We start from the raw sequence: 14,054 nt of genomic DNA, 5'->3' as shown, positions 1-14,054 counted from the left end.
TGATACTGAGAATAGCGCTCGCAGTTTTAAGGAAGCAATAATGGTGAATACTAATATGAACACTAACACAGTTTTTGATACAACGACTCAGGAAATTATTGAAAAAATCAAACGCCAAATTAGCGAAAACCCAATTCTGTTGTATATGAAAGGTTCTCCTAAATTACCAAACTGTGGTTTCTCTGCTCAGGCAGTTCAGGCTCTATCTGCTTGTGGTGAGCGTTTTGCTTACGTGGATATTCTGCAAAATCCGGATATTCGTGCCGAGTTACCTAAATATGCTCATTGGCCGACTTTTCCTCAGCTTTGGATTGATGGTGAGTTGGTAGGCGGCTGTGACATTCTTGTTGAGATGTATCAGCGTGGTGAATTACAAACGCTGATTAAAGAAACTGCTGATAAATACCGTGAGCAGGAATAAGCATCATCATTCATCAGAACGATGAGCGAATGTTAAGCCCCATAGCTATATGATAAGGTATGGGGCTTATATTCTAGGGAGCTTCGTCAGCAAAGTCAGTAGAAGCTAATGGCCAGCCACCGAGCCGTTTCCAGCGATTAACCAGTTCACAGAAAAGTAGGGCAGTTCGGTCGGTATCATAAAGTGCGCTGTGGGCTTGATCACTATCAAACGGTATTTCCGCAGTGATGCAAGCTCTGGCAAGGATTGTCTGCCCAAGAACCAGTCCACTAAGTGCTGCGGTATCAAAAGTCGCAAATGGATGGAAAGGATTGCGTTTTAAACCAGAGCGTTCTGCTGCTGCCATAATAAAATTATGATCAAAATTGGCATTATGGGCGACCATAATTGCACGATTGCAGTTAGTATCTTTTATACCTTTGCGGATCATTTTGAAAATAGCATGTAATGCTGTGTATTCACTGACCGCGCCTCGCAAAGGATTTGTGGGATCAATACCAGTGAATGCCAGAGCTGCCGGATCAAGATTAGCCCCTTCAAAAGGGTCAACATGGAAATGTAGAGTATCAGCGGGCATTAGCCAACCATCTTCATCCATTTTTAGCGTGATTGCAGCAAGTTCAAGTAAAGCGTCTGTTCGTGCATTAAAACCAGCAGTTTCGACATCAATGACGACGGGATAGTAGCCACGAAAGCGTCCACTTAGCATATTTTGATCATTTTTATTAGACATCTGATTTTCAATTCTTAACTTCAGGATTTTGTTTTTAACTCTGGAATAGCGGACATTATGACAAAATTTAGGATGTCTTGCAGAAATAATACGCTTACCCGGTGAAGATAAGAAAGGGCAATAAAATATGCCCTTTTAATCTCTATTTTATTTTCCAGGCATTATCTTGAAATCTATAGGTGTACTAAGTAATTAGTTTCTTAATGCATTACTGGCGCTTTTGTTTTCGATGAGTTCGATCTTATAGCCATCAGGATCTTCAACAAATGCAATGACAGTTGTTCCTCCTTTGACTGGCCCGGCTTCGCGGGTTACATTTCCACCTGAAAGTTTGATGCGCTCACAAGTTGCTGCGACATCATCAACACCCAAGGCTATATGCCCAAACGCGGTTCCCATTTCATAGTTTTCGACACCCCAGTTGTATGTCAGCTCAATGACTGCGCCTTGACTTTCATCGCTATAGCCAACAAAAGCGAGGGAATACTTATACTCTGGATTTTCGCTAGTGCGAAGTAAACGCATGCCCATTACCTGAGTGTAGAAATTAATCGAGCGTTGCATGTTGCCAACACGGATCATAGTATGGAGTAAACGCATAATTACCTCTTGATATTATAATGTTATTATGAAACATAGCTTTATTGTGTAACTTTGCCCACTGACTGCACATGTCTGGCTAAACTATAACTTGTATAGGTAAAATAATTCAATTTGTCCTTCCATTTACTTGATCTAATTATGTTACTATTTTAGCTTTTAACTATCATGGATGAAGGATATAAATGACAGTTTCCTCATGAAAAGCAGGTTGATGAATCTGAGTACAGGAGGATCAAATGGCTGAACAATTAGAACTTTTTGCTATTCAAAACCCTTGCCGAGGGATTTGTGAATCTGATTCCCGTGGTTTTTGCCGAGGATGTTATCGGAGCAGGGAAGAACGATTTATGTGGATGAAATTATCAGATAGTGAAAAAAGAAAAATATTTAGCTTATGTCGTCACAGATATCTAAGAGCATTAAAAATAAAAGGAGAGAATGAAAATATTATTCCGGAACAACTTGGTTTATTTTAGTTTTATTCTAAATAGATCAAAAAATATCTCTTATATGATCAATGGATTAAGATGGCTTCAGGAATAAGAAATATTACTGATAATAAATGATATGATATTCATATTACATCTCTTTAATTTGACTTAAGTTTTTAAAAAATATCACTCTTGTTGACTGATTTTTATATTTCGATAAAAATTTCTTATTAAAGCATTATTTATTGAACAATAAAGATGCGATTTTTCCATCCCATTGTTTTTTATTTATTTTTTATTAAATTAGTGTTTTTTGTAAGAGAAAAATGATATTAATGTAAAAATATATAGATTAGTATTTGGATGGCGGTTATTCTTATAGAACTTTAACCGAGTGGAAATGTATATATTTTGGGGGATTGTATTTTTTTTGTTGATATTTAAAATCATAATAGTTTAGTTAGAAGATTATTTTATACAGTTTATATTTATATCGTTGGTGGATTAATGCGCGATTTTATTCGGTGCGCCGTAGAACTTCGCTCTTTAGGGCGACGAAGACGAAGATGTCAACTTTGAGTAACAAGCCAACGCGACACTAATTAGGTAATTAGCAAAATATCTGATTCTGCTAATGTAAGCATGATATAGGTGCGTATCCATTATTCATATGAATAAACTGATTGGATAATTCATTGAGATTATATGAGTCTCTAATTATAAGGAGGGGGTAATTGGAATTGACATTGGGATCAGACCTGGCACGTTTAGTTCGTGTTTGGCGCGCTTTAATTGATCATCGTTTGAAACCGTTGAAATTAACTCAGACACATTGGGTTACTTTATGCAATATTAGTCAGCTGCCACCAGAACAATCACAGATACAGCTTGCGAAAGCTATTGGTATTGAGCAACCGTCTCTGGTGAGAACTCTTGATCAATTAGAAGAAAAGAAACTGATTACACGTCATACATGTGCCAATGATCGACGCGCAAAAAGAATCAAACTAACCGGAGAATCGGAAACCTTTATCAGAAAAGTAGATAGTGTTATTGGTTCTACAAGGAAAGAGATCTTGGAGGGAATTACTCATGATGAGTTAATTCTGCTTGCTTCTGTAATAAAAAAAATCGAAAAAAACATTAACCAATTACATAAACAGGTAATATAAAAATTAATCCATATCTAATCGATTTCAAGTTGCAATGTGACGGAGATGAATGGGTGCAGCTGACGAAGCCGCAATTAGAAAAATGAAGGATATACAGTAATAAAATCGCGGTCTAGATATTGGTCAGCCGCGATTTTTTAGTCTTGTTTATTTGGGTATTTCAGAGCGGTGATACTGTTAAAGAATCTCCGCTGTCAGCAATCCTGACACGTTGACCTTTGTTGAATACAATTTGATCCAACTTTTGTACCACGATGATATTTTTTCCGCTATCTGTGTGAATTTCTAGCTCAACACCTTTTGTTTGGTTTACCGCCCCCTCAATGCCTTGACCAGCAATACCACCTGCAATAGCACCTGTGGCCGTAGCAAGTTTTTGACCAGAGCCTCCACCGACAGTATTACCTAATAGCCCCCCCAAAACAGCTCCGCCAATGAGCCCTAACACATTAGGATCACCAGCGTCATTGCCTTTAATCGTGACGGGACGTACAGACAAGATAGTACCATAGGTCACAGCCTGAGCCTGTTTAGCTTGACCAATAGAATAAGTATCACTAGAAAGTGCTCCCATGTTTGCACAACCAGACAATGTGGTTACTACGACTGCACCAACCAGGAAACGTTTGAACATAGTTACTCCTAATTTTAATGTCCGATAGAGACGCTTGATAATAAACTGATAATCAAGCATTCGGCTACTGCTATTGTTAGCAGAGAAATAATAAATCAGCTAGCCGTTAATGACTTATATCTGTATATATAATAAATGACTACAAATTCTTACAACAAACTCTGAAAAGAATAATTCCTGACCAAAAGTTTAGCACGTTTTGTGAAGGACTCTCCAAAACTCAGATTTTATCCCTGATATTAATCAGTAAATATATCTAGTCCAAATAAATGTGTTTTATAGTTTACCCAAGATTAAATGTAATCTATACACTTCGTCTTTCAAACTGCCTCTTTGTTGGCTGCGCTCGCTCACCCCGGTCACATAGTTATCTATGCTCCCAGGGATTTGCTCTCTTGCCGTCGTGATGCAACTTGAAATCCATTGGGTATAGGTATACATCGCTAAATGTAATCTATTCTTTAAATAGGGGAATATTTATGAAGTCAGGACGTTATATTGGTGTTATGTCTGGCACCAGCATGGATGGAGTTGATGTAATTCTGGCGGAGATTAGTGATAACGGTGTTACTCAACAACAGAGTTATAGTCATCCTTTCCCACAGGAACTTAAGCAAAAACTGCTTTCTATTTGTCAGGGACAGCAAACGACATTATCAATGGTAGGGAAATTTGATTATGAGCTAGGTACTCTTTTTGCGGAAGCCGTTCAAGGGTTATTGAATAAAGCGGGATTGACTGCAAGTGATATTACTGCCATCGGTTGCCATGGGCAAACAGTATGGCACGAGCCGGATGGTGAAAAGCCTTTTACCATGCAAATTGGTGACAATAACCGCGTTGCGGCACTCACTAATATTACAACTGTCGGTGATTTCAGACGGCGTGATATGGCCTATGGTGGTCAAGGTGCACCGCTGGTTCCTGCGTTTCATATGGCTGTATTGGGGCATCCAACAGAAAGACGTATTATTTTGAATATTGGTGGAATTGCAAATATCTCTGCACTTCTGCCTAATTCAGCTGTTAAAGGATATGATACAGGGCCGGGCAACATGTTGATGGATGCTTGGACATGGCGGCATAAGCAGTTACAGTATGATAAAGATGCATTATGGGCCAGTGAAGGAACAGTCAATGAGCCTTTACTGCAAAAAATGCTTTCAGACTTTTATTTCTCACGTACTGCACCAAAAAGTACAGGGCGTGAATATTTTAATATGGCATGGCTGGAAAAACAGTTAGCCGATTTTCCAGATATTGCACCAGTGGATGTTCAGGCAACACTATCTGAATTAACGGCTGTAAGTATTGCTCAGCAAGTGACATTAAGTGGCGGATGTGTACGTCTTCTGGTTTGTGGAGGTGGAGCACGCAATCCCCGCGTGATGGACCGATTATCAACTTTATTACCGGGTACTGAAGTTGCAACGACAGATAAGTACGGTCTAAGTGGTGATGATATGGAAGCTCTGGCATTTGCTTGGCTGACATTCCGAACTATGTCTGGATTGTCTGGCAACTTGCCGTCAGTGACAGGTGCGGATAGAGAGACAATTTTAGGGGCTATTTACCCTGTAGTTAAATAATAAGGTGTCAATACAGTTAGCTAGCAGATAACAATGATATGCTAATACTCATGTAATAAACCGAGAGTTAGAAATGTCAGAACATAATGAAACGGCTATCGCAGAACTGCGTCGCGAATATATATGTGGCGGATTAAGGCGAAAAGATCTTACTAAAGAACCCATTGAGCTTTTTGAGCGTTGGCTAAAGCAGGCTTGTGCAGTTAAACTCAGTGATCCGACAGCAATGTGCATTGCTACAGTGGATGAGCATGGTCAACCCTATCAGCGCATCGTTTTATTAAAACATTTTGATGCTCATAGTCTGGTTTTCTATACCAACCTTGGCAGTCGTAAGGCGAAACATCTGGCACAAAATAACCGGATTAGCCTTCATTTTCCATGGTATCAATTGGAACGGCAGGTTAGTTTTCTCGGTAAAGCAGAAAAACTGTCTCCCATAGAAGTTGTTAAATACTTCCATAGTCGCCCAAAAGATAGCCAGATTGCAGCTTGGGCTTCCCAGCAATCTTCTCGGATCTCTGCCAGAGGAATTTTGGAAGGAAAGTTTTTGGAATTAAAACAGAAATTCCAGAATGGTGAGGTTCCTTTACCCAGCTTCTGGGGCGGATTTCGAGTTGAATTTGATTCAGTAGAATTCTGGCAGGGAGGTGCTTATCGCCTGCATGACCGTTTTCTGTATCAGCGTCAAGGTGATGGTTGGCAAGTTGATCGTCTGGCACCTTAACACTATTTTATACCCAATTTTATATCCAATGGTATCTGACAGCTTTCAAATTACAGTCAATAAAGTAGTAGTTTGAAAGATGAAAGGGATAATTACCATTTTTATACTGGCACTTATATTCCTGCCGTTTTATTCTATAGCACGTGATTTATAACGAGATACTTATATACATCCAATGGATTTCGAGATGCAGCCGACAAAGCTACGATTTGAAAAGCGACGGGTATAGTTATATAGGTAAAGTATACAAACCGATGGAGTCATTGATGTCTAGCAATAACCTGATTAAACAATTGCAAGAGCGGGGCCTTGTTGCCCAGGTAACGGATGAAGAGGCGTTAGCTGAGAGACTGACGCAAGGTCCGGTTTCTCTCTATTGTGGCTTCGATCCTACCGCTGACAGCTTGCATTTGGGCCATCTGGTTCCCTTGCTGTGTTTAAAACGATTCCAACTGGCTGGGCATAAGCCTATTGCGTTGGTCGGCGGTGCGACAGGTTTGATTGGCGATCCCAGCTTTAAGGCAACTGAGCGCAAATTGAACACGCAAGAAACTGTCAAAGAGTGGGTTGAAAAAATTCGTAAGCAAGTTTCACCATTCCTCAGTTTTGATGATGAAAATGGCGCGGAACTAGCCAATAACTATGATTGGTTTGGTGAAATGGATGTGCTGGCTTTCCTTCGTGATATTGGCAAGCACTTTTCTGTTAACCAAATGATCAACAAAGAAGCGGTAAAACAGCGTCTCAACCGTGATGATGTTGGGATTTCGTATACTGAATTTTCTTATAATCTGTTGCAGTCATATGATTTTGCAAACTTAAATGAAAAATATGGTGTTGAATTGCAGATTGGCGGTTCAGACCAATGGGGTAACATTACTTCAGGTATCGATTTGACTCGTCGCTTACACCAGAAACAAGTGTTTGGTATGACAGTACCGCTGATCACCAAATCAGATGGAACTAAATTCGGTAAGACAGAAGGCGGCGCTGTTTGGCTCGATCCGAAGAAAACCAGCCCATACAAATTCTACCAGTTCTGGATTAACACAGCAGATGCCGATGTTTATCGTTTCTTAAAATTCTTCACTTTCATGGACATCGAAGATATCAACGCACTGAAAGAAGAAGATAAGAGTAGCGGCAAAGCTCCACGCGCCCAATATGTATTGGCAGAACAAGTTACAGGTATGGTACATGGTGAGGAAGGTCTTGCTGCGGCGAAACGCATCACTGAGAGTTTATTCTCTGGGGCTATTGCTGATCTGACCGAAGATGATTTTGCTCAATTGGCGCAAGATGGTATGCCTGCGACTGAACTTGAAAAGGGAGCTGATTTGCAACAAGCGCTGGTTACAGCTGAATTCGTTCCTTCCCGTGGACAAGCGCGTACTATGATCAGCTCTAATGCAGTTTCCATTAATGGTGAAAAACAATCTGAACCCATGTACGTGTTTGCAGACGACGATCGTTTATTTGGGCGTTATACTTTGTTACGCCGTGGCAAAAAACATTATTGCCTTATCAACTGGAAATAATTAACCCGGATTCTGGATAGGGAATTGCCGAAGTGCCTGTTCCAGGAGCAATATTTTGGCAATTGCTGAAAACAGCTCCGGGGAGGAACAGGCCATGAATAAATTAGTTGAAATTTTCGGTGACAAGAATACGCGCTTAACCCAATAGAAGCGTTAAAATTGTGGAATTTCACTGCTAACCTTACAGATGTAAATACATTTTCAGGCCACTAAGTGCGTTTTATTTAAGTTGTGATGCCGTCTGCTTTTTTGCAACAGTGCCCAATCCCGAAATCCTCGATCCTGCTCACAGATTTGCATATTTTCCTTGATGGAACCTCTGCAGGTTGCATTTATGTATCTAATTATCTTTGTTTTTTTACATTTTTCATACAAATTTGACAATGATGCAACCATTAAATATATTAAATCATAGGTTATATTTTATATATTCAATCCATCAGGAGGTAACCATGTCGGTGCCAACGCTCAGGCATTTTATTAATGGTCGGTATATTCAATCCAAAGGTTCTGAATATTTTGATTTGATAAGTCCAGTCACTGGTGAATCTTATGCACGTTCTCCTAACGCGACCACAGCAGATGTTGATGATGCTTATGCAGCAGCTAAAGAGGCGTTTAAAATATGGGGACGCAGTACGCCCTCGGCGCGTCAGCAGGCGTTGTTAGCGCTGGCTGATACGATAGAAAAAAACGCTGAACGTCTGATTGAGTCACAGAGCCGCAATACAGGGCAGCTCAAGCATCTGATTGCTTCCGAGGAGGTTGCGACATCGGTGGATCATATTCGCTTCTTCGCCGGGGCTGCCCGTTTTCTCGAAGGCAAGGCTACAGCTGAATATCTTCCTGATATGACCACCAGTATCCGGCGTGAACCGCTGGGAGTGGTTGGGCAGGTTACCCCATGGAACTATCCGTTGATGATGGCAGTATGGAAGATAGCGCCTGCGCTGGCAGCAGGTAATACTGTGGTACTTAAACCGAGCGATACCACGCCGGAGAGTACTCTGTTGCTGGCTGAACTGGCCGCACCATTCTTCCCCACCGGTTCCTTCAACGTGGTGCTGGGTAATGCCAGCGCAGGTGCTCTGGTAGTTTCGCACAAAACACCCGCGATGGTTTCCATCACGGGTTCCGTACGCGCAGGTTTGCAGGTTGCCTCTTCGGCGGCGGCTAATCTTACCAGAGCGCATTTAGAGTTGGGCGGTAAAGCACCGGTGGTTATTTTTGCCGATGCGGATATGGACAAAGCGGTGGAGACCATTGCTATCGCGGGGTACTTCAACGCTGGTCAGGACTGTACGGCAGCTTCACGAGTGCTTGTGCATGAGTCTGTTCACGATATCTTCGTTACTAAACTGGTGGCGGCTGCCAAAGCCATCCGTTTTGGCGATCCAGAAGATAAAGAGGCGCTGTATGGGCCGCTTAATAATGTTCGCCAGCTGGAACAGGTCAAGGGATTTATTGCGCGTTTGCCCGCTCATGCCCGCATCGAAACAGGGGGCCGTCAGGCCAATCGTTCGGGATATTACTTTGAACCTACGGTGATTACCGGTCTGGATCAGTACGATGAAGTGATTCAGACCGAGATTTTTGGCCCTGTTATCACAGTGCAGAAGTTCCTGACAGAGCAGGATGCTATCGGAAAAGCTAATGATGTGAAATACGGGTTGGCCTCCAGTGTCTGGACCCGCGATCATGGCCGCGCATTACGCCTGTCTCGTGAGCTTGATTTTGGAACCGTCTGGATTAACACCCATATTCCTCTTACGGCAGAAGCACCGCATGGCGGCTTCAAGAATTCGGGATACGGTAAAGATCTGTCGGCTTATGGCTTCGAGGAATATACGCGTATCAAACACGTGATGAGCTCCAATGACTGATGCAGGACACCCATAATGAATCAAAATAGATCTCCGCGCGACTTGGTGTCGCACGCACACCACGAGCTGTTTACTCGCCGTGATGTGGAAGCGCTTGAGCGTTATTTTTCGCCTAATTTCATCGAACATTCCCCGTTGGTCAAAGATGGTCTTGCCGGATTGCGTGAGCTGGTTGAGGTTCATCCTGAACTACACCATGAAACGTACCGCGTATTACAGGACGGTGACCTGGTTGCTATCCACGGTCGTTTTACCGGGTTAGATGATCAGCCGTTGGTCGGTTTCGATCTGTACCGGGTTGTTGATGGCTTAATGGTGGAGCACTGGGACGGCTTAGTGCCGCAGTCCGCTCCCAACGCCAGTGGCCGAACTCAGTTAGACGGCCCGACTGAAACGGGCCACAGCCATGACAGGGAGAAGAACCGTGAACTGGTGGTTAATTTTTTCACTCGTACTCTGATAGAAGGACACTATGATGAGTTTGGGAACTACACCAATGGTGAAGAGTTTCGCCAACACAGCCCCGATATTCCCGATGGTACGGCTGCGGTCATTGCGTTTCTCAAGCAACTCAAGGATGAAGGACAGGGCCTGCATTATGCAAAAATCCACCGTACAGTAGCCGACGGGCAGTTTGTTCTGAGCCATTCGGAGGGAAGCATTGCCGGAGCACGTCATAGCTACTTTGAGCTATGGCGCATCGAGAACGGCAAAGTGGCTGAGCTTTGGGATGCTATCACCCCGGTACCAGAGGATGCGCAAGCGCTGCATCGCCACGGTATTTTTTAGCGTTTTTGCAGACATGCTGAAATCCCATGTCATTTCAATCAGGAATTAGAGAATGACGGCATATTCTATCGTCTATGCCCCGCTCGATCAGGCTACCCGGACCGAACAGGTTGTGGAACGATTAAGTAACGCGATCATCTCCGGAATATTACAGGCTGATGAGCAGCTGCCTAACGAAAACGAGTTGTCGCGGTTGTTGGGTGTGTCACCAGTGACTGTACGTGACGCCCTGAATACGCTGCGCGCCAGGCAGTTGATCGATACTCGGCGCGGACGTCATGGCGGTAGTTTTGTGTGTCAGGTCTCTGTTGAGGCTATGCGGAAATATCACCCGTTGCGGCGGATGGCTTCAGGTGAACTGGCAGATTTCAGCGAGTTTCACTGTGCAGTGATCGGCCACAGCGCGAGGCTTGCGGCGCAACGTTCGACGCCGGATGAACTGAGAAAGCTTGAGCAATTGATCGACAGCTTTGCGGTCGCGACGCAACCGGATACCCGTATACAAACAGATATGCGCTGTCTATTAACCCTAGCATCCCAGTCACAGTCGGCCAGGCTTGCCAATCAGGAGCTGGAGATTCAGGCTGAATGGACACCTTTGATGGCGCTTTTATACCGAGAAGCCACCGTTCATAACGAGGTTGTTGCTGTCTGGCGTACACTTCTGGCCGCTTTGTATGAAGGTGATGACCTTACCTGTTACCAACTCGCGCAAAAGATGATTATCCAAATTACCGACCACCTGCTTGAACGCAAATTGCGTATGGATACTGATGTGCCATTTTTGCCGAGATCTGATCGTGAGTAACATATCTGCATTCATTTCATCAGGAGAGAGGGAGGCATATGTACAACGATATACACGTAGAACGGACCAGGAGCATCCTGAGCGATATCCTGATTGCAGCGAAGCAGGCCACCGCGGCTCTGGCGGATAAGACAGCGCGGATTTTATTGGATCTGCCGTTATATCATACAGAAGGTGTCCGCCTGGCACAGGAACAACGCGGTGCATTGCAAACGCATATTCACGATGTACTGCGTAACAACGCATGGTGTAACGGGGCAGGATTTGCCAGCTATGCGGTAACGAAGACGGTTGGAGAGGAGGATGGCTACTGGACGCTGGAGTGGTGGCGTCAGGAAGGGAATAATATTCAGCATGCACAGCTGGAACACAATCAGGCGCAGCGCAGACGTCTGGATTTCCGATTTTTTGAATGGTTCCGGCAGCCGGCCAGCCGTCATCTTCCTGTCATTGACGGTCCTTATGTAGATTATGTTTGCAACGGCGCCTACACGATTACGATAGCCCATCCGGTACTTATCGGTGAAGAGTTTCTCGGTGTTGCGGCAGTGGATATGCTGGTCTCGACGTTGGATAAGCTACTTCTGCCATCTCTGAGTGCCATCGGTAAGCCAGCATTGATTATTAATAACGATGCACGTGTCGTGACTTCGACGGTGCCGGGAGTGCGTTCCGGTTCGCTATTGAAAAGCCAAAACGTTAATCGGTCACCCGATGGTGAAATACCTTCATTGCGTCTGGTGATCCTACCGTCATCACACACTGAATCACACAGGGCGTTTGTCTGTTGAAGCCCACTTATTCAGATTGATCAGGGAATTCTACTTATGATTGAATCTATGTTAGCTAAAAGGCGCAGCGCGGCTATCGCGAAAGGCGTTGGCGTGACCACTCAAATCTATGTTGAACGCGCGGAAAATGCTGAAATCTGGGATGCTCAGGGGCAACGCTATATTGATTTTGCCGCCGGTATTGCCGTGGTAAACACCGGACACCGCCACCCACGGGTCATTGCGGCGGCCAGAGAACAGCTGGAACAGTTTACCCATACCTGTCATCAGGTAGTGCCTTATGAAAACTATGTAGCGCTGGCCGAACGACTGAACCGCCTGGTACCGGGTAATTTTGTGAAGAAGACCGTTTTTGTTACCACCGGGGCTGAGGCAGTAGAAAATGCAGTTAAGATCGCGCGCGCCGCTACCGGACGTAGCGGCGTGGTGGCTTTCAGCGGCGCTTTTCATGGCCGTACTTTCCTTGGTATGTCATTAACCGGCAAAGTGGCACCATATAAAATGGGATTCGGCCTGCTGGTCAGCGATGTTTATCATGTCCCGTTTCCGGTAGGGCTGCACGGCATCAGTGTAGAACAGACGCTGAATGCACTGGAGAATCTCTTCAAAACCGATATTGAGCCTACGCGCGTCGCTGCCATAATCATCGAACCGGTACAGGGAGAAGGCGGTTTCTATCCTGCACCTCCTGAACTGCTTAAATCCCTGCGTGAAATTACCGATCGCCACGGTATTGTACTCATTGCCGATGAAATCCAGACTGGTTTCGCGCGTACAGGCAAACTGTTTGCCATGGAACACCATAAAGTTGCGGCTGATCTGACCACGATGGCAAAAGGTCTGGCGGGAGGCTTCCCGCTGGCGGCGGTAACGGGACGGGCAGATCTGATGGATGCTGTGGTACCGGGTGGCTTGGGGGGAACTTATGGCGGTAATCCGGTAGCGATTGCGGCTGGTCATGCAGTGCTTGATGTGATCGAAGAAGAGAAGCTGGCTATACGTGCGATTCAGCTAGGGGAGCGACTAAAACAATGTCTGCGTGAACTGCGGCCGCGTGTCCCGCAGATCGCCGACGTGCGAGGGCTTGGGCTGATGATTGCGGTGGAGTTTAACCGTGAGGACAGTCAGGAACATGATGCCGGCTTTACCAACACGGTGCGTCAGAAATCGTTAGAGCGTGGTCTTATTCTGTTGACGTGCGGTATACACGGTAATGTGATCCGTTTCCTTCCTCCGCTGACGATACAAGATGAAATTTTTGACGAGGCGCTCAACATTCTGGAATCTGTGCTGCTCGATCTGAACCGTAGAGAGGAAAAGTAATGGCTGGAAGCTCTTTACTGGTTACTGGCGGACGATAAAACTCAGGGAGCCGTCACTGTTGGTATTTTGAGATTGTTATCCTCCGCCAACGGCGAAGTTATCGCTTCATTAGCAGGCATGCTGCGCCAGTGTAAAAGGGATTAACCGAAAATGAGCGTGGCGGCAAGGAGGAACCTGCTGGTTCACAAGAGAGGCCAACAATGCACTGGTATTTAAATGTATTAAAGAATTATACCTGTTTCAGAGGGAGAGCCGAGCGTAAGGAGTTCTGGTATTTCGTTCTGTTTCAGATTCTGGTTGTTCTCATCATTTCTTTCCTGGAAAGGCTATTTGCTGTTGCTAATCCCGAAATTTATATGGGGTGGTTCAGTGCTACCTATCTGCTGCTCACATTTTTACCAGCACTGGCGGTAAATGCCCGCCGCCTGCACGATATTAACTGTAGAGCTTGGTGGCTATTGTTACACCTTATCCCATTTATCGGCACTGTTATCTTACTGATTTTCGCCGCCCTTAAAGGGCAGGCGGGTAGCAATAAATACAATTCAGATAACAGGATTAACTCACAGGGAAATACCTCAGACCAGACTAACGGGTAATTTCCGGTCATAA

General features: G+C 44.5%; 15 protein-coding genes. 12 read left to right on the top strand and 3 right to left on the bottom strand.

What is annotated here, in order from left to right; genetic code table 11:
* Positions 1-55 precede the first annotated feature (55 nt).
* A complete protein-coding gene (locus BM329_RS01805; RefSeq protein ID WP_177216162.1) occupies positions 56-421 on the top strand; it encodes a Grx4 family monothiol glutaredoxin in 366 nt (121 codons plus the stop codon).
* A gap of 73 nt (positions 422-494) precedes the next feature.
* On the opposite strand, the gene rnt is transcribed toward BM329_RS01805, so the two are convergent.
* Both rnt and gloA read right to left on the bottom strand, forming a co-directional pair.
* Positions 495-1,154: a ribonuclease T gene (gene rnt, locus BM329_RS01800; protein WP_092548037.1), complete on the bottom strand. Its 660-nt coding sequence runs from the start codon at positions 1,152-1,154 to the stop codon at positions 495-497.
* A gap of 192 nt (positions 1,155-1,346) precedes the next feature.
* Positions 1,347-1,754: a lactoylglutathione lyase gene (gene gloA / locus BM329_RS01795; protein WP_092548034.1), complete on the bottom strand. Its 408-nt coding sequence runs from the start codon at positions 1,752-1,754 to the stop codon at positions 1,347-1,349.
* Between the two features lie 239 nt (positions 1,755-1,993).
* Here gloA and BM329_RS01790 point away from each other — a divergent pair, with 239 nt between their 5' ends.
* Positions 1,994-2,233, top strand: coding sequence for a DUF1289 domain-containing protein (locus BM329_RS01790; RefSeq protein ID WP_092548031.1), 240 nt, complete (start codon positions 1,994-1,996; stop codon positions 2,231-2,233).
* A 689-nt stretch (positions 2,234-2,922) separates the two neighbouring features.
* Complete coding sequence (gene slyA, locus BM329_RS01785; protein WP_092548028.1) at positions 2,923-3,360, top strand: transcriptional regulator SlyA; 438 nt, start codon at positions 2,923-2,925, stop codon at positions 3,358-3,360.
* Between the two features lie 160 nt (positions 3,361-3,520).
* Here slyA and BM329_RS01780 read toward each other — a convergent pair whose 3' ends face one another.
* Positions 3,521-3,994, bottom strand: a complete 474-nt coding sequence (locus tag BM329_RS01780; RefSeq protein WP_092548025.1) for an outer membrane lipoprotein — start codon at positions 3,992-3,994, stop codon at positions 3,521-3,523.
* A 479-nt stretch (positions 3,995-4,473) separates the two neighbouring features.
* Here BM329_RS01780 and anmK point away from each other — a divergent pair, with 479 nt between their 5' ends.
* The 9 genes from anmK to BM329_RS01735 all read left to right on the top strand — a co-directional run bounded on the left by anmK (position 4,474) and on the right by BM329_RS01735 (position 14,041).
* The gene (anmK, locus tag BM329_RS01775; RefSeq protein WP_092548022.1) at positions 4,474-5,583 is read left to right on the top strand and encodes an anhydro-N-acetylmuramic acid kinase; all 1,110 of its coding nucleotides are present in this window, start codon (positions 4,474-4,476) and stop codon (positions 5,581-5,583) included.
* Between the two features lie 73 nt (positions 5,584-5,656).
* Positions 5,657-6,310 carry a pyridoxamine 5'-phosphate oxidase gene (gene pdxH / locus BM329_RS01770; RefSeq protein WP_092548019.1) on the top strand — a complete coding sequence of 218 codons (654 nt, stop codon included), beginning with the start codon at positions 5,657-5,659 and terminating at the stop codon, positions 6,308-6,310.
* 266 nt (positions 6,311-6,576) lie between these two features.
* A complete protein-coding gene (tyrS, locus tag BM329_RS01765) occupies positions 6,577-7,848 on the top strand; it encodes a tyrosine--tRNA ligase (RefSeq protein WP_092548016.1) in 1,272 nt (423 codons plus the stop codon).
* 452 nt (positions 7,849-8,300) lie between these two features.
* Complete coding sequence (locus BM329_RS01760; protein ID WP_092548013.1) at positions 8,301-9,731, top strand: gamma-aminobutyraldehyde dehydrogenase; 1,431 nt, start codon at positions 8,301-8,303, stop codon at positions 9,729-9,731.
* A gap of 45 nt (positions 9,732-9,776) precedes the next feature.
* A complete protein-coding gene (locus BM329_RS01755) occupies positions 9,777-10,520 on the top strand; it encodes a nuclear transport factor 2 family protein (protein ID WP_245758986.1) in 744 nt (247 codons plus the stop codon).
* A gap of 52 nt (positions 10,521-10,572) precedes the next feature.
* The gene (locus BM329_RS01750; RefSeq protein WP_092548006.1) at positions 10,573-11,328 is read left to right on the top strand and encodes a FadR/GntR family transcriptional regulator; all 756 of its coding nucleotides are present in this window, start codon (positions 10,573-10,575) and stop codon (positions 11,326-11,328) included.
* A 38-nt stretch (positions 11,329-11,366) separates the two neighbouring features.
* Positions 11,367-12,119, top strand: a complete 753-nt coding sequence (locus tag BM329_RS01745) for a cache domain-containing protein (RefSeq protein WP_092548003.1) — start codon at positions 11,367-11,369, stop codon at positions 12,117-12,119.
* Positions 12,120-12,155: 36 nt separating this feature from the next.
* On the top strand, positions 12,156-13,442 hold the full coding sequence (locus BM329_RS01740; RefSeq protein WP_092548000.1) for a 4-aminobutyrate--2-oxoglutarate transaminase: 1,287 nt from the start codon (positions 12,156-12,158) through the stop codon (positions 13,440-13,442).
* Positions 13,443-13,642: 200 nt separating this feature from the next.
* Positions 13,643-14,041, top strand: a complete 399-nt coding sequence (locus tag BM329_RS01735; protein ID WP_092547997.1) for a DUF805 domain-containing protein — start codon at positions 13,643-13,645, stop codon at positions 14,039-14,041.
* The last annotated feature ends 13 nt before the right edge of the window (positions 14,042-14,054 follow it).

Source organism: Xenorhabdus koppenhoeferi (assembly GCF_900116635.1).
Taxonomy (GTDB): domain Bacteria; phylum Pseudomonadota; class Gammaproteobacteria; order Enterobacterales; family Enterobacteriaceae; genus Xenorhabdus; species Xenorhabdus koppenhoeferi.
The sequence above is the reverse complement of the archived record's forward strand: the minus strand, read 5'-3'. Positions and strand labels throughout refer to the sequence as shown.

Excerpts from the sequence above, each read along its gene's own strand:
- BM329_RS01805 (WP_177216162.1), top strand. The coding sequence starts at position 56 with ATGAACACTAACACAGTTTTTGATACAACGACTCAGGAAATTATTGAA.
- rnt (WP_092548037.1), bottom strand. The coding sequence starts at position 1,154 with ATGTCTAATAAAAATGATCAAAATATGCTAAGTGGACGCTTTCGTGGC.
- gloA (WP_092548034.1), bottom strand. The coding sequence starts at position 1,754 with ATGCGTTTACTCCATACTATGATCCGTGTTGGCAACATGCAACGCTCG.
- BM329_RS01790 (WP_092548031.1), top strand. The coding sequence starts at position 1,994 with ATGGCTGAACAATTAGAACTTTTTGCTATTCAAAACCCTTGCCGAGGG.
- BM329_RS01780 (WP_092548025.1), bottom strand. The coding sequence starts at position 3,994 with ATGTTCAAACGTTTCCTGGTTGGTGCAGTCGTAGTAACCACATTGTCT.
- anmK (WP_092548022.1), top strand. The coding sequence starts at position 4,474 with ATGAAGTCAGGACGTTATATTGGTGTTATGTCTGGCACCAGCATGGAT.
- pdxH (WP_092548019.1), top strand. The coding sequence starts at position 5,657 with ATGTCAGAACATAATGAAACGGCTATCGCAGAACTGCGTCGCGAATAT.
- tyrS (WP_092548016.1), top strand. The coding sequence starts at position 6,577 with ATGTCTAGCAATAACCTGATTAAACAATTGCAAGAGCGGGGCCTTGTT.
- BM329_RS01760 (WP_092548013.1), top strand. The coding sequence starts at position 8,301 with ATGTCGGTGCCAACGCTCAGGCATTTTATTAATGGTCGGTATATTCAA.
- BM329_RS01750 (WP_092548006.1), top strand. The coding sequence starts at position 10,573 with ATGACGGCATATTCTATCGTCTATGCCCCGCTCGATCAGGCTACCCGG.
- BM329_RS01745 (WP_092548003.1), top strand. The coding sequence starts at position 11,367 with ATGTACAACGATATACACGTAGAACGGACCAGGAGCATCCTGAGCGAT.
- BM329_RS01740 (WP_092548000.1), top strand. The coding sequence starts at position 12,156 with ATGATTGAATCTATGTTAGCTAAAAGGCGCAGCGCGGCTATCGCGAAA.
- BM329_RS01735 (WP_092547997.1), top strand. The coding sequence starts at position 13,643 with ATGCACTGGTATTTAAATGTATTAAAGAATTATACCTGTTTCAGAGGG.